General features: G+C 38.3%; 19 protein-coding genes and 1 tRNA gene. 15 read left to right on the top strand and 5 right to left on the bottom strand.

Annotation, left to right across the window (positions count from 1 at the left end):
• Positions 1-134: 134 nt before the first annotated feature.
• Positions 135-389, bottom strand: coding sequence for a FeoA family protein (locus tag CBG49_RS00460; protein WP_088592900.1), 255 nt, complete (start codon positions 387-389; stop codon positions 135-137).
• Between the two features lie 135 nt (positions 390-524).
• Between CBG49_RS00460 and CBG49_RS00465 the strand changes: the two genes are divergently transcribed.
• The 15 genes from CBG49_RS00465 to CBG49_RS00535 all read left to right on the top strand — a co-directional run bounded on the left by CBG49_RS00465 (position 525) and on the right by CBG49_RS00535 (position 16,568).
• Complete coding sequence (locus CBG49_RS00465; RefSeq protein WP_088592901.1) at positions 525-1,778, top strand: sigma-54 interaction domain-containing protein; 1,254 nt, start codon at positions 525-527, stop codon at positions 1,776-1,778.
• A gap of 93 nt (positions 1,779-1,871) precedes the next feature.
• Positions 1,872-2,804, top strand: a complete 933-nt coding sequence (locus tag CBG49_RS00470) for a YqhG/Tai3 family protein (RefSeq protein ID WP_088592902.1) — start codon at positions 1,872-1,874, stop codon at positions 2,802-2,804.
• A gap of 89 nt (positions 2,805-2,893) precedes the next feature.
• Positions 2,894-3,532 carry a hypothetical protein gene (locus tag CBG49_RS00475; RefSeq protein ID WP_088592903.1) on the top strand — a complete coding sequence of 213 codons (639 nt, stop codon included), beginning with the start codon at positions 2,894-2,896 and terminating at the stop codon, positions 3,530-3,532.
• 29 nt (positions 3,533-3,561) lie between these two features.
• Positions 3,562-4,563, top strand: coding sequence for a hypothetical protein (locus CBG49_RS00480; protein ID WP_088592904.1), 1,002 nt, complete (start codon positions 3,562-3,564; stop codon positions 4,561-4,563).
• A gap of 3 nt (positions 4,564-4,566) precedes the next feature.
• Positions 4,567-5,694 carry an ankyrin repeat domain-containing protein gene (locus tag CBG49_RS00485; protein WP_088592905.1) on the top strand — a complete coding sequence of 376 codons (1,128 nt, stop codon included), beginning with the start codon at positions 4,567-4,569 and terminating at the stop codon, positions 5,692-5,694.
• Between the two features lie 4 nt (positions 5,695-5,698).
• Positions 5,699-6,274: a hypothetical protein gene (locus CBG49_RS00490; protein ID WP_088592906.1), complete on the top strand. Its 576-nt coding sequence runs from the start codon at positions 5,699-5,701 to the stop codon at positions 6,272-6,274.
• A gap of 31 nt (positions 6,275-6,305) precedes the next feature.
• Complete coding sequence (locus tag CBG49_RS00495; protein WP_088592907.1) at positions 6,306-7,568, top strand: nucleotide sugar dehydrogenase; 1,263 nt, start codon at positions 6,306-6,308, stop codon at positions 7,566-7,568.
• 3 nt (positions 7,569-7,571) lie between these two features.
• Positions 7,572-8,171, top strand: coding sequence for a hypothetical protein (locus CBG49_RS00500; RefSeq protein WP_088592908.1), 600 nt, complete (start codon positions 7,572-7,574; stop codon positions 8,169-8,171).
• A 174-nt stretch (positions 8,172-8,345) separates the two neighbouring features.
• A complete protein-coding gene (locus CBG49_RS00505) occupies positions 8,346-8,816 on the top strand; it encodes an IPExxxVDY family protein (protein ID WP_088592909.1) in 471 nt (156 codons plus the stop codon).
• The gene (gene pyk / locus CBG49_RS00510; protein WP_088592910.1) at positions 8,810-10,276 is read left to right on the top strand and encodes a pyruvate kinase; all 1,467 of its coding nucleotides are present in this window, start codon (positions 8,810-8,812) and stop codon (positions 10,274-10,276) included. Before CBG49_RS00505 ends, pyk begins: the two co-directional genes overlap by 7 nt.
• Before the next feature lie 135 nt (positions 10,277-10,411).
• Positions 10,412-11,350 (top strand): transporter, encoded by a 939-nt coding sequence (locus CBG49_RS00515; protein ID WP_088592911.1) that lies wholly within the window; start codon positions 10,412-10,414, stop codon positions 11,348-11,350.
• The gene (locus CBG49_RS00520) at positions 11,337-12,455 is read left to right on the top strand and encodes a GTP cyclohydrolase (protein ID WP_088592912.1); all 1,119 of its coding nucleotides are present in this window, start codon (positions 11,337-11,339) and stop codon (positions 12,453-12,455) included. The genes CBG49_RS00515 and CBG49_RS00520 overlap by 14 nt, the downstream gene beginning before the upstream one ends.
• Positions 12,456-12,475: 20 nt before the next feature.
• Positions 12,476-14,815 carry a glycoside hydrolase family 20 protein gene (locus tag CBG49_RS00525; protein ID WP_088592913.1) on the top strand — a complete coding sequence of 780 codons (2,340 nt, stop codon included), beginning with the start codon at positions 12,476-12,478 and terminating at the stop codon, positions 14,813-14,815.
• A 76-nt stretch (positions 14,816-14,891) separates the two neighbouring features.
• A complete protein-coding gene (locus CBG49_RS00530) occupies positions 14,892-16,277 on the top strand; it encodes a dipeptidase (RefSeq protein WP_088592914.1) in 1,386 nt (461 codons plus the stop codon).
• 217 nt (positions 16,278-16,494) lie between these two features.
• A tRNA-Asn gene (locus CBG49_RS00535) sits at positions 16,495-16,568 on the top strand.
• A gap of 134 nt (positions 16,569-16,702) precedes the next feature.
• On the opposite strand, the gene CBG49_RS00540 is transcribed toward CBG49_RS00535, so the two are convergent.
• The 4 genes from CBG49_RS00540 to brnQ form a co-directional block, all read right to left on the bottom strand.
• Positions 16,703-17,287, bottom strand: coding sequence for a hypothetical protein (locus CBG49_RS00540; protein ID WP_088592915.1), 585 nt, complete (start codon positions 17,285-17,287; stop codon positions 16,703-16,705).
• 69 nt (positions 17,288-17,356) lie between these two features.
• The gene (locus CBG49_RS00545; RefSeq protein WP_157668334.1) at positions 17,357-18,013 is read right to left on the bottom strand and encodes a hypothetical protein; all 657 of its coding nucleotides are present in this window, start codon (positions 18,011-18,013) and stop codon (positions 17,357-17,359) included.
• Positions 18,010-18,666 carry a hypothetical protein gene (locus CBG49_RS00550; protein ID WP_088592917.1) on the bottom strand — a complete coding sequence of 219 codons (657 nt, stop codon included), beginning with the start codon at positions 18,664-18,666 and terminating at the stop codon, positions 18,010-18,012. Before CBG49_RS00550 ends, CBG49_RS00545 begins: the two co-directional genes overlap by 4 nt.
• Before the next feature lie 8 nt (positions 18,667-18,674).
• The gene (gene brnQ, locus CBG49_RS00555) at positions 18,675-19,982 is read right to left on the bottom strand and encodes a branched-chain amino acid transport system II carrier protein (RefSeq protein ID WP_088592918.1); all 1,308 of its coding nucleotides are present in this window, start codon (positions 19,980-19,982) and stop codon (positions 18,675-18,677) included.
• Positions 19,983-19,992 lie beyond the last annotated feature (10 nt).

The raw sequence follows: 19,992 nt of genomic DNA on the forward strand, positions 1-19,992 counted from the left end.
TCTCCCCCTCCCCAAAAGAGGGAGGAGGAGAGAATCTGTAAAGAGGTTTATTTTTTAGCCTTAAATGTGATACTAATCTAACTATTAATTTTTTATCTTTTTGTCCTCCAATCTTTTAGGCTTCTCCCCTCTCCTTAGGAGAGGAGGACGGGAGAGAGGATTATTGTTTTTGCCATATCTTTTCTAATAGAAAGATAAGCATCATTCATACGAATATAAATAGGGTCGCCAAAAGTCGCCTTTTGGAGTACCTCCACTTCACTGCCTACAAAACAGCCTAATTCAATGAGTTTAAGAGGTATCTTACAACAGTCAAACTCCTGAATGATACCTTTTTCGCCTTTTTTAAGGTCGGCAATGGTATGAGGGTGAGAAGGTACTTTTTCCATAGTAATTACTATTTAGAATTGTTTTAGACGGCAAAAGTAAGAATAATTTATTAATTGACAAATTAGCGAATTGGCAAATTTGCTAATTTGCTAATTATTTGTATCTTTGCAACTCTAAACTCTCAAGTAACAAACGTGGAAAATACACAAGCAATAAAACAGCGTTTTGGCATCATTGGCAACGATCCAAAGCTCAACCGTGCGCTCGAAAAAGCTATACAAGTTGCCCCTACCGATATTTCGGTGCTCATCACCGGTGAAAGTGGGGTGGGAAAAGAGGCCATCCCTCGTATCATTCACTCGCTCTCAATGCGCAAACACGGCAAATATATCGCTGTGAACTGCGGGGCTATCCCCGAAGGTACTATTGATTCTGAACTCTTTGGTCACGAAAAAGGCGCTTTCACAGGGGCAACTGCTACCCGTAGTGGTTATTTTGAAGAAGCCGATGGCGGTACTATTTTCTTAGACGAGGTGGGCGAACTGCCTCTCACTACTCAAGTGCGCCTCTTGCGGGTGCTCGAAAATGGTGAGTTCATCAAAGTAGGGTCTTCAGTAGTACAGAAAACCAATGTGCGCATCGTGGCAGCTACCAATGTACAAATGCAAGAAGCTATCAAAAAAGGACGTTTCCGCGAAGACCTCTATTACCGACTCAGCACCGTAGAAATACACTTGCCTCCCTTGCGCGAACGCAAAGAGGATATCCATCTGCTCTTCCGCAAGTTCGCTTCCGATTTTGCTGAAAAATACAAAATGCCTCCCGTAAGGCTCAGTGAAGATGCTGTACAATTGCTTACAAACTACCGCTGGAGCGGTAATATACGCCAGTTGCGCAATGTAGCCGAACAAATTTCAGTGCTGGAACAACGCCGCGACATCACCGCAAGCCTTTTGCGCTCTTACCTACCCGACGAAGGGACAAATCTGCCTTCAATTGTCCCTGCACAAAACCGCTCAGATAGTGATTTTAGCAACGAACGAGAACTGCTTTACAAGGTGCTTTTCGATATGAAAAACGACCTCAACGACCTGAAAAAACTCACTCTCGAGCTACTACAACACGGCAATTCCCCCCAAGTACAACAAGAGAACGAAGGTCTCATCCATCGCATTTATGGCAACGACACTCGCAAAAACGACCCCACACCTCCCTCTTTTGCTTTTTTACCTGTAACACCTGCCGAAAAAGAAATCCTTCCTCACGAAGTAGTGTACGACTACGAGGAAGCTGCTGAAGAAGAGCGTTTTTCACTCCAAGAACAAGAGCGTGAGATGATACGCAAATCGTTAGAACACAACGATGGCAAACGCAAAGAAACAGCTAAGGCTTTAGGAATTTCCGAACGCACTCTGTACAGAAAACTGAAGCAGTATAATATGATTTAGGGGTCAGGTCTCAGGTTTCAGGGGGCAGCACTATCTCCCCTCCCCCATCCTACTCGTCTGCCCCGTCCGACTTGTCTGACATTTTTTATACTTATGAAAAGAATTATTATCATATTTATTTTAATGGCTTTTATTAGTTGTAGAGATAAGAAGAACGCTAATAATGTAGCCGCTGAATCTACAGATACAGAAGTTGCTATAGCAACTTTAAAAGCATTTTATTCATCTGTTTATAATGGTTCGTTAGATAACCGAGAAGTACTTTTCAAGCAATATGTTTCCAAGCAATTGTTGGAAAAGATTGATGAACTATATGCTGATATGACATTAGATTACGACCCTTTTATAAATGGGCAAGATTTTTTTGCTGATGTTCTCAATAGTACATTAAAAATAACACCTTTAGAAAACAAAAATGAATACAGATGTTGTTTTTTACTATTTGGAGACACTTATGAAAAAGAAACTTGTGTAGACTATTTATTAGAAAAAGATAAGGACGGGCATTTTGTAATTTCTAAAATATTAAATGATGATATTTTAGCGGGGAAAAGAGATGTAATGCCTAGTGATGATGATAGTGATTTAGGAAAGATTCTTTTTAGGAAAAAAATGGATATAAACAAAGATGGCATTGAGGATAGGTTTATTGTTTATGATTCAGGAAATGATGATCTTTTTGTGACCATAAAGATAGTTTTAAGTAATAAAAATAGAGAAAAACTATTTTTTAATAGTAAGATAATTAATAAAACCATTACAAGCGGAGAAGGATTTAGAGATATTTCTTTTGAAAATCGTTTTTTCACTATTGAAGAAAACACCTCTACAGATCCAATACAAATAAAATACACTACTTTTTCAATAGATTATAAAACAAATGAAATTTTTCTTTACAAAGTAGAGGTTTCAAATATTTTCAACAATGCATCTGATGATTTTGATATAATTCGAACTCAAAAAGACTTTGGAAAAGTCTCTTTTGAAAATTATGACCCTGAAACGTTAAGGTTATTTAATTTTTGATAGATAATCAATTAAAAATCCTCTATCCGCTCCCATCCTACTTGTCTGCCTCGTCCGACTTGTCCGATAGCTCTTAAAATAAATAATCAATGAAAAAAATCTTAACAACTATCACATTCTTTGTATTTGCTTTAGCAATTGCTCAAGAAATAAAAAACGACCTCCCTTATATCTCTTTTCAAGATTTATCTGACTTTTCAGAATCTTCAAAAGAGGTCAGTAGAACGATGATTTATCGCTCTGAGAAATTAGCCAAAATATTTGGCTTAAACAACAAGTTTTTTATAGATGGAGGAGGACAGGTGCTTTATGGCAATGTATTAGTTTCAGAATGGGTGGTTTTAAAGAGTTTTTCTGATTACACTTATACTAATAGTAAACAAAGAGAAAGACTCGTACTTATCACTAAAAAAGAAAATGGTAAGGAAGTGATAAAAAGCGTAGTAAAAGTCTTTCCAACAAATGATTATGCTGTCTGTCAGTTAGATAAAAAAGGACATTCTTTTGGAATTGCCATAGGAAAATATCATATTACAAACAATAAAGAGTTTTTTGAGATTCAACATATTTTCTCAATATTGGATAACAAACTCAAAAAAGAGCCTTTAAACAAGTTGATATATGACTGCCCGCCTCCAAGTGATTACAGCTCTTCAGAAGAACCTGATGAGTACTTTTATGGAGTAAAAGGAGGTAAAAAATATGAACGTTATTGGTATGACAACTGATATTAAAAACTAAGAATCTTACTCAAAAAATGATGAAGGTAATAATTTCCTTTTTAAGTTTATTCCTGTTGCATAATTGTTCTTTCCAGAAAGAGGAAAAGCAATCCTTGGATAAAGAAAATTCATCAAAAGATGAAATTTTTATAGGAAAAGAATTTTATGCCGGTGATGAGCTTTCTGATTATGAATGTATAAAAAATAGCAGTCATTTTAAATCTGATAGTCTTTGTTATAGTGTTTACAAACCATTGCACTATCATTATTTTGTTTTTAGTTTAGAAAAGTTTCTTTCAAATGAAGATGTAGAAAAATTCCGTATATTAGACACTGTGCATCTTAAGAGTATTGCTCATATTAATTTTATCCATAATGAGTTAGGAGCGTCTTTATTTTTAGATGATAAAAAAATAAAAGAATGGATTTTTAATAAGACTCCCAATATTACCACTCCTAAGGACATCGTCATAACAGAAGAGGGGATCATTCAAAATGACAATGGGGAGATGATTCAATTTAAAAATATTACTGAGGTCATCAATCACATACAAAAATCTAAGCTCTTTACGCTGAAAAAAATGTATCTACACGACCTCAATCAAGATGGTGATAAAGATATCTTTCTTGTTTTTAAAAATAACAACGATTTAAAGTCTGATGACCATAAGACTTTGGTTGCCCCTGTTATTTTGTTAATTCATCAAGGAGGTGATAAGTACAAATTCTTCCACAATGAAAAAATCTATCCAAGTATGGAAGGTTTTTTCTTCAAGAGAATTGCTTTTAAAGACAATTTTTTCACTATTGAATTAAATACTGAAGTACCTGGAAATTATACCGCTGAAAAGTATATCACTTTTAAATATAGTAAAAATAAGATTGTTCTACACCGATTTGGACATATCACCAATTGGCAGGATGAGAGAAAGCCTTCTAATGTTCAAGCAACACAAAAAGACTTTGGAGAAATCCTTTTTGAAGATTATGATCCTAAAAAAATAAACGAGATAATATATAAATCAAGAAAGATTTAAAAAATGAAAACAACTTTTCTCATATTATACTCATTTCTGTTGTTAAGCACTTGCCAACAACGGCAAGTTCAGTATGACAATAGTGTAGCCACCACAGTCACTGAAACCGTGGAAGAAGATACTTCTAATATCGATGATTTTTGCTTTAATGAAGATGGCTTTCAATACACTCAATTGGGGTTAGCTTGCAAAAATGGTGATTTAGAAGCTGTGAAAACTCTTCTTGCAAAAGGAGCAGATAAACATTCTGCTAAACAAAAAGGAGAGGAAAAATTCGATTCTTTTTTAGTTGCTCTTGAAAGTGGCAACTTACCCTTGGTAAAATATCTCTTTGAAAACGTTTTTTATAAAGGACGTTCAAAACTTGGAGAAGGTGATTATTACGTACCAGGAAGTAAATATATTCTTCGAACAAGTCCTCTTATCATAGCTTGTAAATCCAACAGCCTACCAGTAGTAACTTATTTATTACAAAAAGGAGCTTCCCCCGAAAGTGTACCGCTACCTTATCCACAAGACTATTTTTGGGAATCACCTCTGTTGATAGCTTATGAAAAGAACAACTACGAAATGGCTAAACTACTCATCAAAGCAAATGCCGATTTAAGTGATTCTGATAGAACAGATAGGTATTCTCTTGCTGATGTATTTGTTAAAAGAGGAGGTAAATGGCGAGATTTAGTATTTGGAGATAATAGCATAGATAAAATTGTCTATTCAAAGAAAAAAGATTTAAATGGTGATGGCATAGACGACTCCATACTCATCTACCAACCTAAAAACAATTTAAATAGAGGATCTTATTTTGTAACAAGAATAAGGCTTAGTAAAAAAGGTTCTTTTAAAGAACTTATAAACGATATGTTCCCATATAATGGTTATTACAAATCTAACGATGGTTCTATGTCTAAAGCAAAGGGTTTTATGGGGATTACTTTTGAGAACAATACTTTTACAATCAAAGAAAACTATTCCTCAATACCTGTGTTATTTAGGTATACTACTTTTGCTATTGATCCAGAAACGAATAACATATTAGCTGTCAAAAGAGTATGTGTAGATAAAAATGGTGAGGAACAGAGAGTAGATAATTTAAACAATACCCCTTTCGAAGAATATAACAGAGATTAGTAGTATGAAAATAAAAAGAACATTTATAATATTAGCTGCTGTTATTTTTCAGACAAGCTGCTCTCAACCTGATAAAACTACATTAGAAGGAATTGAGGGACTTAATACTTTGCCTAATAACTATTTTTTCTTTGAATTAGTAAATCGTTTTCCCTTAAAAAGTGATTTAGTTAAAGAAAAAGGTCAATTTATGGTATGTTATTTACCTCAAACAACTGCTGAAAAGGAGTATTGGGAAGATTTCTTGATCAAGGAAAAGATTTCCCCTCAGTTTCGATATAAGGGCATAGACGATTCTTATTACTATACCCAAGAAGATTTAAAAAAGATAAATACATTATTAAAGAATAGAGTTGAACAGCATCTTTCTGATTATAAACTCATAGGTAGATATACTCCAGCTCAATATTTAGAGAAAATAGAAGGAGAAGAAGGTACTTATGCCTCTAAATATCCTTCCCAAGTGTATTATTACATTAAAAAGAATGACCAATGGAAGTTCATAAAGAAAGTAGAAGTCAAAGATGCTGACACTGATGAGAGCGTTTCAAAAAAAGAGTTTTTAGAAGCTTTATATTAATTATTAATTGTTAATTGTTAATTGTTAATTGATGAAAATAGGTATTATAGGTCTCGGTTATGTGGGGTTGCCTTTAGCTTGCCTCTTTGCTAAAAAATATCCCACTGTGGGTTACGACCCTTATAAGGTGCGTGTACAAAGCCTCAATGCTGGGGTAGATACTACCGGCGAAATCAGTAGTGAAACGCTTAAAGAGCGTTTGGCTACTCACCTCATTTGTACTACAAACCCTGCGGATGCCGCCGATTGCAATGTGTATATTGTGGCTGTCCCTACCCCTATCGACCTCTATCAGCAACCCGACCTTACTGCACTCCGCAAAGCAAGTGCAACAGTAGGAGCATTGCTCAAAAAAAGTGATATTGTGATTTACGAATCAACAGTTTACCCAGGAGTAACCGAAGAAGTGTGTGTACCTGTCTTAGAAAAGGTATCAAACCTCGTGTTCAACCGCGATTTCTTCGTAGGTTACTCACCCGAACGCATCAACCCTGGCGACAAACAACACACGGTGGAGAACATCTGCAAAATAACTTCAGGTTCTACCCCTGAGATAGCAGCAAAGGTCGATGCGCTTTACAATTCAGTACTCACTGGAGGTACTTATCTCGCCTCCTCTATCAAAGTAGCCGAAGCCGCCAAAGTGATAGAAAACGCTCAGCGCGATGTAAATATCGCTTTTATGAACGAAATTGCCAAAATATTCAATATTCTCGACATCGATACCAATGCCGTGATAGATGCCGCCAGCAGCAAGTGGAACTTTTTGCCTTTCCGCCCTGGATTGGTAGGCGGACATTGTATAGGGGTAGACCCTTACTACCTCATACAAAAAGCCAAACTCCACGGTGTTTCACCCCGCCTAATGATGGAAGCCCGTAAAACTAACGATTCTATGGGGGGCTATATCGCTTACCAGATTATCAACCGCTTGTGTTTGCAAGGCTCTCCCGTGAAAGATAGTAAAATCCTGCTATTGGGCTTTACCTTTAAAGAAAACTGCCCCGACACTCGCAATACTAAAGTTATAGACATCTATCGCACGCTCGAAAATTTCACTGCTCACATAGTGATATACGATCCTTGGGCTGACCCTCATCGCGCTGAGGAAGAGTATGCCGTAAAAGTAGAAACCAACAGAGAAAAACTCCCTAAAAACAATGATGTAGTAGTACTTTGCGTAGCACACAACGAGTTTTTACAGATGAATATAGCCGATTACCTAAACGAAAAAGGAATCATTTACGATGTAAAAGGCAAATTGCCTATTGCTGAGAATATTTTTAGATTGTAACAAATGAAAAATATCGTTTACATTGCAGTTTTCTTATTGCCCTCAATGCTTCTCGCTCAAGATTTCTTTGACAAAAGATGGTTTTTCCAAGCAAGTGCTAATTTAAACATCCCGAGAAAAGAAAAAGCTACTTATGCTTATGGGGTTCATTTTATAGACCATTTGGGTAGAGATGCTTCTTATGGAAAAGAACACAAGTTTAAAGAAAAAGTAATTTATTCCACCGATTTTTCGGCTAATTACCTACTCACCCATTCTTTTGCTGTAGGAGGTATTGTGGGGATTCACCATTTCAGAGCTCCCGTAACCACTGCCTTAAAAGCAGGAATCGTTGTTAGAGGAATGCTCCCTCAGGCTTCTTATGCCGATATTTACGGACAACTATCTGGTTTTATCCCGCTGAGCAAACAAGTAAAGGCCTCTTTTGGTGAAGCTAAAATAGGGTTGAGTATCCCTATTGCTGTAGAAGATTCATTCACTGTAAGCGTATTGATAGATGCTTCATATACAAGTTTTGAGGTCGGAAAACCTATCCTTTCCGATGAAATACCCGATACAGCAGAATACCGCACTTTAGGTATAGGCTTTGGCTTCCGATTCTAAAATAAAAAAGCGCGTTACTATCACAGCAACGCGCCTTAGAATATATAATATAATAGCGATTTCTAAATTATTTTACTACCTAAGACCAAAAACCGTGCCAAAACAATTTTCTAATTTGCTAATTTGCTAATTAGCTAATTAGTTCGTATCTTTGCCGCCTGAAAGTGAAGAAGTATGGCTACAGTTCTTAAATTAATAGATATTCTACCTTGTGATTACAAGCTCTTTGCTGTACATTCAGCTTTAGACGACTATCGCTTGGCTTATTTTCTAAACAAAACTCTGCAATTGCAATTGACTAAAGAAAATAAAAAAGCAAGTCTGTTAGACACTTTTTCTGGTAAGTATTTTTCGTATTACTATTGGGAAAACCCCTTGTTAGGAACTGCTTGGCACTGCATAGGCAACAAACTACTAATAGAGAAAGAAATGCACACCCTTTCACTTTTTGAGAGTACAACCTCCCTTACTTATCTGATAGACAAATTTAAAAAAGTAGACTACTTTCTAAAAATAGACACCGAAAGACGCATCGATACCACCTCACTGCTCTCTAAAATATCCGAAATACCCGCCACTACCGCTTATACTATTGATACCGATACACTAAATAATAAATATAAACAGATTTTTCAAGAATGTTAAATACAAAAAAAACGAAAATTGTAGCTACCTTAGGCCCCGCTACCGAAAGTCCTGAGGTGATAAAAGATATGATGGCGGCTGGCGTGAACGTCTTCCGTATCAACTTCTCACACGCCGATTACGACGATGTGCGCAACCGCATCAAAATGATTCGCCAAATCAACGAAGAACACGGGTTCCATACCGCTATCCTCGCCGACCTCCAAGGTCCTAAATTGCGCGTAGGGGTAATGGAAGACGATGCTGTGGTATACCCTGGCGACCGCGTTACTTTCGTTACAGGTGAACCTTTTGTAGGTACTAAAGAACGCGCCTATATGAACTACAAAGCGTTCCCTCAAGATGTAAACCCTGGTGAACGCATCTTGTTAGACGATGGGAAACTTATCTTTGAAGTGGAATCTACTAACCGTGAAGACGAAGTTGTAGCTGTAGTTGTACAAGGTGGCCCTCTCAAATCTAAAAAAGGTGTAAACTTACCTAATACTAAAGTATCACTCCCCGCTCTTACTGAAAAAGATGTACGCGACGCTCTTTTCGCTATTTCTCAAGAAGTTGATTGGTTTGCACTTTCATTCGTGCGACACCCCGAAGATATCCAAGATTTAAAAGAACTCATCAAAGAAAACGCCGGTCACGAAATTCCTATCATTGCCAAGATTGAAAAACCTGAAGCTTTGGTAAATATCGATAAGATTATGGCTGCTTGTAATGGTATTATGGTTGCCCGTGGTGACCTTGGGGTAGAAATCCCAGCTGAAGAAGTGCCTCTTATCCAAAAAGAATTGGTGCACAAAGCTAAATCTCACCACATCCCTGTAATCATCGCTACCCAAATGATGGAAAGTATGATTTCAAGCCTTACCCCTACCCGCGCCGAGGTGAACGACGTAGGAAACTCAGTAATGGATGGTGCCGATGCGGTGATGCTCTCTGGTGAAACTTCAGTAGGTAAATATCCTGTACAAGTAATCCAGCAGATGACTCGTATCATCAAAAGTGTAGAGGATTCTAACCTTATCCAAGTTCCTCTCATCACACCGTTTATACGTTCGTTGCGTTATGTAACCAATACGATCTGTTTCCACGCAGCGAAAATGGCTAACGACACCAATGCCAAGGTAATTACCTCGCTTACAAACAGTGGGTATGCAGCCTTCCGTATTTCGTCATACCGCCCTAATTCACACATTCTCATTTTCACCTCTAACAAGCGCATCCTCACCCAGTTGAACCTCTTGTGGGGGGTAACCACCTTTTACTACGATCGCTTTGTTTCTACCGATGAATTGATTGAGGACATCAACCATATTGCCAACGAAAAAGGCTATGTGGATATGGGTGATATAATGATAAGTCTCGTATCAATGCCAATGCAAGGCAAAGGAATGGTAAACACCCTCCGTGTATCCGAAATCGACTCTTGTGCCGTAAATTTCGAGAATAAAAAGAAAAAGTAATAACAAGTTACAAATAATGAGTAAAAAAGTTGTTTAACAATACTGTTAAGCAACTTTTTTTTTAATTTCCAAATTCACAAATTGGCTAATTAACAAATTATTCCTATCTTTGTCGCCTAAAATTTTCTATTTACAATGAAAAAACTCTCCTTACTCTTAATCGCACTGTTGCCAATGGCAGCTTCCGCTCAATATACCGAGATTATCAACTCTAATCTCCCCGGTAATTCTCAAAGTGCCTATGCTGTAGGGGCTCGCGTATTGCAGTTCGAAGGAGGCTTGTGGTACGAACGCAGCAACCATAAAAAAACCGGCACTTCTATGAACTTTACAGGAGTGAATTATGCCGTGCGCTATGGCTTCTTTAAAGAACAATTAGAAGTAATGCTCAATGGTACGCTGGCTTACGATTATACTGTTGAACACAGCAAGACTTCTTCTCATTTTGGCTTTGTAAACAACACTATTGGAGCAAAATACCAGTTGTTCAAACCCGCTTTTTTAGACGAAAAACCTAATATATACAGCTGGAAAGCTAACAATTCCTTCCGCTGGCGCAACCTCACCCCCTCTATCGCCCTCTATGCTGGTATGAATTTCTTGCCTAACAAGCGTTATTATTATGAGGAAGTACCCCAACTATCCCCCAAAGTAGCTGCTATTTTCCAAGCTGAACCTATTCCTCGTGTGGTAATCGTAGCCAACCTCATCGCCGATAGATTCTTAAAAAAAGAAAGTACCGAGTATAGTTATATCCTCACCGTTACTCATAATTTAGACAATGGTTGGTTCAGTATTTTTGCCGAACAACAAGGAGTGTATAACGAGCAATACCGCGACCAAATCACCCGCCTTGGAGTAGCCTTTTTAGCCTCTGATAAATTGCAACTCAATGCCGATGTAGGCTTTGGCTGGAAAGACACACCTCAGCGTTATATGGGCTTGATAGGCGCTTCTTACCGCATCGACAATCACAATAGCTATATCAAAAAAGTACTCAAAGAAAAAGTAGAACCTACTAAAATAGACCATAAGAAAAAAGCTAAAAGAAACAGACGTAATGCTATCGATTAAAGAACTTTCCTCTAAAAAAGAACTTACCGAATTTGTAAAGTTCCCTCTATCACTATACCCTAACCACCCTTATTGGGTACCGCCTCTCATCAACGACGAAGTGGCATCTTTTGATAAAACCAAAAATCCTGTGTTTGAAAATGCCGAAGCCTTCTTCTACGGCGCTTACAACGAAAAAGGTAAAATGGTAGGACGTGTGGCTGCTATCGTAAACCAACACGACCTCAAACAAGGCGCAAAAAAAGTGCGTTTTGGCTGGCTCGATATGATTGACGATATCGAGGTTACCAAAGCACTCCTCAACAAAGTAGCCGAGAAAGCTCACGAATACCAGTTAGAATATATCGAAGGTCCTATGGGCTTTTCGAGTATGGACAAGGTGGGCTTACTTACTGAGGGCTACGACCATATCTCCAATATGATGACGTGGTACCACTATCCGTACTACAAACAACATTTAGAGCAATTAGGCTTCACTAAAGAAAAAGGCTTTATCGATATGTCTTTCCTCATAAAGAATGCTAAACCCGAATTGTTCAAAAAAACAGCCGAAGCCATTAAAAAACGTTATGGCGTAAAACTTATCGATACCCCCACTACCAAAGAAGTGCTCAAACACGTCGATGCGATGTTCGACCTCTACAACGAAACCTACTCTAAGTTAGCTTCTTACGTACCCGTAAGCAATCGTCAGCGCGATTATTTCAAACAGAAATACATCCCGTTTATCAATCCTGAGTATATCCGCTTTATTGAAGATAAAGACGGCAAACTGATATGTTTTGCTATCGTAATGCCTTCTTTTTCCAAAGCCTTACAGAAAGCCAAAGGCAAACTCTTCCCTTGGGGTTGGTGGCACTTATTGCAAGCCAAAAAACACCACGATACCGTTGAGTTCTACCTCATTGGGGTTGCTCCCGAATACCAAAGTAAAGGTATCCCAGCACTCTTGTTCGATTATTACTACGATGTATTCTCTAAAAACAAGGTTACTCACTGTGTTATTACCCCCGAACTCGAAGAAAACATCGCTATCCAGCAACTCTGGAAAAGTTTTAACCCCATTATATTTGCGCGCCGAGCAACTTTTAAAAAAGAAGTTTAACCCCCTAACAACTAATACCGATGAAGAAACTTTTATTTCTTACCGCCCTCTTAACCATTGCTTGCCAACCCCTTAAACAAGAAACAGTGAAGTTTACCGAGAGTGATATTTGTATCATTCCTAAACCCCAATCAATGACCCTAAATAAGGGGAGTTTCCGATTTACTAAAGAAACCGTTTTTGTAACCGCTCCTGAACTATATCCTGTGACCAACTTGTTTGTTGAACAATACGAAAAGGCAACAGGCTTCAGAATGTTCTTTAGAAAGGCAGCTATACAAACGAGCCATATACTGCTTTCTCTTGATAAATCTCTGCCAAAAGAAGGCTATACCCTTATAGTGAAACCTGATAAGATTTCTATCACCGCAGCCGACCATAACGGGGCGCTCTATGCCCTCGAAACCCTACGTCAGCTACTACCCAAAGAGTTTGAAAGCCCCACCCCCGTGAAAACTGACTGGGTCATACCTGCAGTTACTATCACTGATGCTCCTCAATACCCTTGGCGCGGATTGATGCTCGATGTTTCTCGTCATTTCTTCTCTAAAGAATATATACTGAAGACCCTCGACCGTATGGCGATGCTCAAGCTCAACACTTTTCATTTCCATTTGGTAGACAATGAGGGGTGGCGCATAGAAATAAAAAAATACCCTAAACTTACCGAAATAGGTGCGTGGCGTGTAGACCAAGAAGATAAACTATGGGATGAGCGCACCACTAACCCTGCCAACGCCTTTGCCAATCCTGCTTCTGCTCCTAAAAAATACGGTGGTTTCTACACCCAAGAAGATATCAAAGAGATTGTAGCCTACGCCGCTGCTCGTGGTATTACGGTAATCCCCGAAATAGAAATGCCTGCCCACGTAATGAGTGCCATAGCCGCTTACCCCGAACTCTCTTGCCACAAACGCCCCATAGGAGTGCCCTCAGGTGCCGTATGGCCTATCACCGACATCTATTGTGCAGGACAAGAAGAGACTTTCACTTTTTTAGAAGATGTACTTACCGAAGTAATGGCTCTCTTCCCCAGCAAATACATTCACGTAGGTGGTGATGAGGCTACTCACACCGAGTGGGAAAAATGCCCTAAATGTCAGGCTCGTATGAAAGAACATCACTTAAAAGATGTACACCAATTGCAAAGCTATTTCATCAAACGCATAGACGATTTCTTAGTGTCTAAAGGACGTACTTTAGTCGGTTGGGATGAGATAATGGACGGTGGTTTGGCTAACGATGCAGTGGTGATGAATTGGCGCGGCATTGATATAGGTAAAAAAGCTCTTGAACAAGGCAACCCTGTGGTACTCACCAGTGACTTCTATATCAATAAATATCAAGGGCTCCCCGAGTATGAACCCCTAGCTAATGGCGGTTATTTAACACTGAAAAAACTCTACCACTACAATCTTGAAAAAGAAAACCTCAGCTCCCTCTCCTTGGGAGGGGGCAAGGGGGAGGAGAAAAACGTTTTAGGCTCCCAAGCTAATCTATGGGCTGAATACATAGCTACCCCCGAACATTCGGAATATATGCTCTTCCCTCGCTTGTTAGCTTTTTCCGAAATCTGTTGGACACCCGATAACTTGAAAAATTGGGACAATTTTATAAATCGTACCCAAACCTTTATGGAGCGTTTAGATGTGATGAAAATAAAATATGCACGCTCTATATACCAAGTATTGCCTACCGTAGAAAACCAAAATGGTAAGATTTTCCTAAAATTAGAGTGTGAAGTCCCTAACGCTGATATTCGCTATGCTTTAGGCGACACCCCCATAGAAAAAGCCGAAAAATACACCCAACCTATTCCTTTCAATGAAAGTACTACCTTCAAAGCTACTGTTTTCAGCAGAAAGGCGACTAACACCATTACCACTGGCGAGGTAATATTCCACAAAGCGATAGGTAAAAAAATGAGTTATAGTCCAGTCTATCACAAAAAATATCAAGGACAAGGCGAGGCAACCCTCACCAATGTTGTTCGTGGTACCAAAAACTTCCAAGATGGGCAATGGCTCGGTTGGTTAGGCGACGATGTAACCCTCACCCTCGATTTAGAGCAAGCCACCGAGGTAAGTGAAGTGCGTATAGGCGCAATGGATGCTCAATCCTCAGGTATTTATTTCCCTATAAAATTTGCAATCTCACTTTCAACCGATGGCAAAAACTACCGTGAAGTAGCGACCCACAACGAGCCTTGTGTAGTGAGAGGGAAACCCTCTTTAAAAGATTTTGCACTGAAGTTCAATTCTCAAGAAGCACGCTATATCAAAATTACCCTCAAAAATGTCAAAACCCCTCCTAAAGGCGGTGATGCGTGGCTTTTTATAGATGAAGTTTTGGTATTTTAGAAAAATAATGTACCTTTGTTGCGTTTTAAAACGAGAAATTGTTAATTATTAATTGTAAATTGTTAATCGATACATAATGGATTCAGTAAAAAATTATATCAACGAAAACAAAGACCGCTTTATTGCGGAACTGATAGAACTGCTCAAAATGCCTTCTATTAGTGCTGATGCTGCCTATTCTCAGGATGTGCTCAACACCGCCGATGCCGTAAAAAACGCCTTAGAAAAGGCTGGTTGCGACAAGGTAGAAATATGTGAAACCCCTGGCTACCCTATCGTCTATGGCGAAAAAACTATCGACCCTGCCCTACCTACCGTATTGGTATATGGACACTACGATGTACAACCCGCCGACCCTATTGAGCTTTGGGAATCCGATCCCTTTGAGCCTGTGATTAAAAAAACCGATATTCACCCCGATGGCGCTATCTTCGCTCGTGGAGCTTGTGACGACAAAGGGCAAATGTTTATGCACGTGAAAGCCCTTGAATATATGGTGAAAAACAACGTATTGCCTTGCAATGTGAAGTTTATGATCGAAGGCGAAGAAGAAGTAGGTTCCGAAAGTTTGAGCTGGTTCGTAAAACGCAACCACGAAAAACTCAAAAACGATATCATCCTCATTTCCGATACCAGTATGCTGGCTAACGATACACCTTCTATCACTACCGGCTTACGCGGACTCAGCTATGTGGAAGTAGAAGTTACCAGTGCCAACCGTGATTTGCACTCTGGTTTATACGGTGGTGCGGTAGCGAACCCTATCAATGTGCTTACTAAGATGATTGCTTCTTTGCACGACGAGAACAACCGCGTGACCATTCCACATTTCTACGACAAAGTAGAAGAACTCTCACAAGCCGAACGCGATGAAATGGCAAAAGCACCTTTCTCTCTCGAAGCCTACAAAAAAGCCTTAGATATCGATGAGGTATATGGCGAAAAAGGCTATACCACTACTGAGCGCGCCTCTATACGTCCTACCCTTGATGTAAATGGTATCTGGGGCGGCTATACAGGACAAGGAGCTAAAACCGTGATTCCAAGTAAGGCTTATGCCAAAATATCAATGCGCTTAGTGCCTAACCAAGACAATCGCGAAATTACCGAGCTCTTCACCAAACACTTTGAGAGCATCGCTCCTGCAGGAGTACGTGTGAAAGTAACCCCTCATCACGGCGGACAAGGTTATGTAACCCCTACCGATACGCCTGCTTACCAAGCAGCGGTAAAAGCCTGCAAAGAAAGTTTTGGCAAAGAGCCTATCCCAGTGCGTTCAGGCGGTAGTATCCCTATTGTAGCCCTTTTTGAAGAAGAGTTGGGCAGCAAATCAATTCTCTTAGGCTTTGGTTTAGATAGCGATGCCATCCACTCGCCTAACGAGCACTACGGTATTTTCAACTTCCTAAAAGGTATTGAAACCATTCCGTGGTTCTATTACTATTTTGTAAATAACAAGTAATACCAAAATAAAAGGGGGCTGTATAAACTTTGGCAAAGTCTATACAGCCCCTTTCTCATTATCTAATGGCACGAACCACGCTTATTAATAACCATTGATAATAAACACATTAACTGCAAACGCAAAAAATATTTTAAAAAAATCTTCCTAAAAATTTGCAGGTTTCAAAAATAGTCGTACCTTTGCACCGCAATTAAGAAAAAAACAAGTAGAATACTCCTCCTTAGCTCAGTTGGTTAGAGCATCTGACTGTTAATCAGAGGGTCACTGGTTCAAGTCCAGTAGGGGGAGCAAGAAAAAAGCAATACTAAAAAGTATTGCTTTTTTTGTACCCTTTCTTTACTTTAATATCAGTTCAATATAACTTTGTGATTTCTTATTCTTCCTTCCTTAGTGTAGATTTTGCCTTGTAGAGGAATTGTTCCCTATATTTTAGGAGATAATAGCACCTCTCCTGTCTCTCCGTCTATTTTATAAACATCGTATTCATATTCAGAAGTAGTGGGTATAGCTATTTGATAACATCTGTGATTTTTAAAAAATCCCCTACTAATATTGATATGAATAGCAGCTAACAAGTCAATTCCATATTCTTTTTTCATCTTTTTTATCAAATCATTCAATGAAAAAGAAAATCCCTCATCAGCATCTATTTTCTTTTGCAATTTCCCGTTGCTATCAAAATATTCCCAAATACCAACTTCCATTCTATGAAATTTCTCACCTCTTGATACTTGTCTCTTTTGTTTTGCATCATAAGTATACAGATAAGTATATGGATTTGTCGCATTGCTTAACTCCACTTCAATAATTTTATCTCCCTTAGTGATTTTCACCTTGTTATTCCCCTTTTTTAAAAATTTAGTGTTGGGAATAGGAGAAAAAGAAGTGTCCACTTCCCAATCCTTAAAAACCTTTTCATCAAAGCGTTTCATATCGCGCAAATCAAACTCTTGAGCCTTACAGCCCAAACTAAATAGCAATAATGTATATAGATAGAATGTTTTCATCTTGCATATATTTTTTAGATTACCAAAACTATTAGATAAAATTTATCGTGGAAGGGGAGGTTTAGAAGCTTATTTTTCCTTATCTTCTAATCGATATATATCATTCATATTATCATTAAAATCCTTTTCTGAAGATAACATTTTATCAAAAAGAATTTCACCATTATCAGCACTTATGGTTATATACCTAATTTCTTGTCCTCTTGTATTAGGCTTTGTAATACTAATAATATAAATAGGAACGCTTCTATTGTACCTATCTACATTTAAAAGCAAATTCATATCCAACAAATCAATACTAAATTTTTGATTTACTAGTGTTATAATATCTTTTACACTTAATTTATAGGGTTCATCATAATCTACCTCTTTAATTAACTTGCCCGTTTTGCTCCAATTTTTCCAAATACCTATTTGGCAATTATAGAAGAAATAAGATTGTAGAATCAGACGTTTGGTGCGGATATCATACTTATATTTATTTTTATAAGGATTTGCAATGTTACTAAATTCTACTTGAATAAAACTATCCGTTTTGATAATCCTAACCCTTTCATCTCCTTTTTTTAAGAATCTATCCCAATCATACATTTGAACATATTGTGTATCCACTTCCCAATCCTTAAAAACCTTTTCATCAAAGCGTTTCATATCGCGCAAATCAAACTCTTGAGCCTTACAGCCCAAACTAAGTAGTAATACTATGTATAGATAGAATGTTTTCATTTTTTATTTGAAGAAGGATTGTATATCTCTTCTATAGATTTTTTAAATTCCTCTTTTGAATGTATTTCTTTTTCTAAAAGAATTTCACCATTGTCAGCACTTATGGTAATATATTTGGCTTCTATACCTGTCATTGTATCAGGATCAGGAATTCTAATAATATAAATGGGATTTTCTTTATCATATCTATGAATTGTTAAATCTAAAGAGATATCCATTAAATCTAAATTCAATTTCTGTTTGCAAATTGCTATAAGCTCCTCAACAGATACTTTATAAGGGGCATCCCAATTTTCTTCTTTGATAAGTTTCCCTTTTTCATTATAAGTATAAGTTTTCCCTATAAGTACACTATAGAAAAATTTGGTTTCTTGCATTAGTATATTAGTCTTAGGATAATACCTATAAACATACATATAGGGATCTATGATGTTTGTTAGTTTTATTTGTTTGGACTTCTCGCCTATACTTATCTCAACTCTATCATTGCCTTTCTTCAAATAAGTAGTGCCAGGGAAAACTAATTTAGAAGTATCCACTTCCCAATCCTTAAAAACCTTTTCATCAAAGCGTTTCATACCGCGCAAATCAAACTCTTGAGCCTTACAGCCCAAACTAAGTAGCAATACTATGTATAAATAGAATGTTTTCATTTTACCTCTTATCTCTTACCTCTTACTTGTAGCACCGCTGCTCCTAAAAATGCCAATAGTGATGGCAACAACCACCCTAACGAATAGCTATCTAACGGAAGATACGCCTTGAGTGCATACACCTGCTCTAATGATGATACTCCCCAAGTTTTACAACTGTCGATAAACGATAACACAGCAGTAACAGCAATGCTCACGAGATAAGGAGTACGCGATTTTACAGTATTGCCAAAGAGCAACACTTCCAAAATGATTGTGAATACAATAGGATATAAAAACAGTAATATATAAGCCGCATATTGTATAATGCTATCTACTTTGTTGATAGAAAGCACTATAGAAACAAGTGTGCAGAGTATTACCCCTGCTTTGTACGGCAAGCGACCTTTGGTGAGTTCCTCAAAAAAACTCCCTACCGACGAGGTGAGCGCAATAGCCGTTGTGAGACAAGCCAAACCCATCGCTAGAGCAACTGCCATCGCTCCCCAGCGCCCTAATACCGAGTGAGAAATATACAATAGCAAGTCGGTGCGTGAAACTTCATTATCAGTAAGATAGCCCGAAGTTGCTCCCAAATAGATGAGTCCGCCGTAGATAAAGAGCAAGCATATCGTGGAGATACTGCCCGAGAGCAATGTGATATGAGACCGCTTTTCGGGTGAACGATAGCCTTTTTCACTCACTGCCGAAATGATAATCCCCGCAAAAATCACTGAGGCAAGTACATCCATCGTTTGGTAACCTTCAGTAAAACCAAAAACAAAACTATCTTTTGCGGTAAAATCCGATGGAAGCGTGTGGTGCAAAGGGAAGAGAATGCCCAAAGCGATGAGTAATACCAAGACTATCAGTAAAAAAGGCGTCAGAAACTTCCCTATAATATCCACAATCTTCGATTTAGAGATAGAAAGCACTAAAACCATCCCAAAAAACACCACTAAAAATGCAATTTTAGGCAAATCGGGTAACAAAGGGGCTATCCCTACCTCAAAAGTAGTAGAACCCGTACGCGGAATGGCAATCAGCGGACCAATACACAATATCACAAACAGCGTAAGCCATTTTATGAGTTCTGGGTGAATGCGATTGCCTAAATGAGTGAAGTTCGTACCTGCTTTGGCTACCATCAGCACGCCTAAAAATGGGGCGATAATAGCCGTGATAAAAAAGCCCAAAAGTGCCCACAGCCACTCATTGCCTACCTCTAACCCTATAAAAGGGGGTAATATCAAGTTGCCCGCTCCAAAGAACATCGCAAAAAGCGCAAAACCTACCGTCGTAACGGTACTCCATTTGTGTTTGTTACCTAATTCCATCGCTTATATA

The sequence above is a fragment of the Capnocytophaga endodontalis genome, from assembly GCF_002209445.1.
Classification (GTDB): Bacteria; Bacteroidota; Bacteroidia; order Flavobacteriales; family Flavobacteriaceae; genus Capnocytophaga; species Capnocytophaga periodontitidis.

Excerpts from the sequence above, each read along its gene's own strand:
- brnQ (WP_088592918.1), bottom strand. The coding sequence starts at position 19,982 with ATGGAATTAGGTAACAAACACAAATGGAGTACCGTTACGACGGTAGGT.
- CBG49_RS00540 (WP_088592915.1), bottom strand. The coding sequence starts at position 17,287 with ATGAAAACATTCTATCTATATACATTATTGCTATTTAGTTTGGGCTGT.
- CBG49_RS00500 (WP_088592908.1), top strand. The coding sequence starts at position 7,572 with ATGAAAAATATCGTTTACATTGCAGTTTTCTTATTGCCCTCAATGCTT.
- pyk (WP_088592910.1), top strand. The coding sequence starts at position 8,810 with ATGTTAAATACAAAAAAAACGAAAATTGTAGCTACCTTAGGCCCCGCT.
- CBG49_RS00475 (WP_088592903.1), top strand. The coding sequence starts at position 2,894 with ATGAAAAAAATCTTAACAACTATCACATTCTTTGTATTTGCTTTAGCA.
- CBG49_RS00460 (WP_088592900.1), bottom strand. The coding sequence starts at position 389 with ATGGAAAAAGTACCTTCTCACCCTCATACCATTGCCGACCTTAAAAAA.
- CBG49_RS00550 (WP_088592917.1), bottom strand. The coding sequence starts at position 18,666 with ATGAAAACATTCTATTTATACATAGTATTGCTACTTAGTTTGGGCTGT.
- CBG49_RS00495 (WP_088592907.1), top strand. The coding sequence starts at position 6,306 with ATGAAAATAGGTATTATAGGTCTCGGTTATGTGGGGTTGCCTTTAGCT.
- CBG49_RS00525 (WP_088592913.1), top strand. The coding sequence starts at position 12,476 with ATGAAGAAACTTTTATTTCTTACCGCCCTCTTAACCATTGCTTGCCAA.
- CBG49_RS00545 (WP_157668334.1), bottom strand. The coding sequence starts at position 18,013 with ATGAAAACATTCTATCTATACATAGTATTACTACTTAGTTTGGGCTGT.
- CBG49_RS00490 (WP_088592906.1), top strand. The coding sequence starts at position 5,699 with ATGAAAATAAAAAGAACATTTATAATATTAGCTGCTGTTATTTTTCAG.
- CBG49_RS00505 (WP_088592909.1), top strand. The coding sequence starts at position 8,346 with ATGGCTACAGTTCTTAAATTAATAGATATTCTACCTTGTGATTACAAG.
- CBG49_RS00520 (WP_088592912.1), top strand. The coding sequence starts at position 11,337 with ATGCTATCGATTAAAGAACTTTCCTCTAAAAAAGAACTTACCGAATTT.
- CBG49_RS00470 (WP_088592902.1), top strand. The coding sequence starts at position 1,872 with ATGAAAAGAATTATTATCATATTTATTTTAATGGCTTTTATTAGTTGT.
- CBG49_RS00530 (WP_088592914.1), top strand. The coding sequence starts at position 14,892 with ATGGATTCAGTAAAAAATTATATCAACGAAAACAAAGACCGCTTTATT.
- CBG49_RS00480 (WP_088592904.1), top strand. The coding sequence starts at position 3,562 with ATGATGAAGGTAATAATTTCCTTTTTAAGTTTATTCCTGTTGCATAAT.
- CBG49_RS00485 (WP_088592905.1), top strand. The coding sequence starts at position 4,567 with ATGAAAACAACTTTTCTCATATTATACTCATTTCTGTTGTTAAGCACT.
- CBG49_RS00515 (WP_088592911.1), top strand. The coding sequence starts at position 10,412 with ATGAAAAAACTCTCCTTACTCTTAATCGCACTGTTGCCAATGGCAGCT.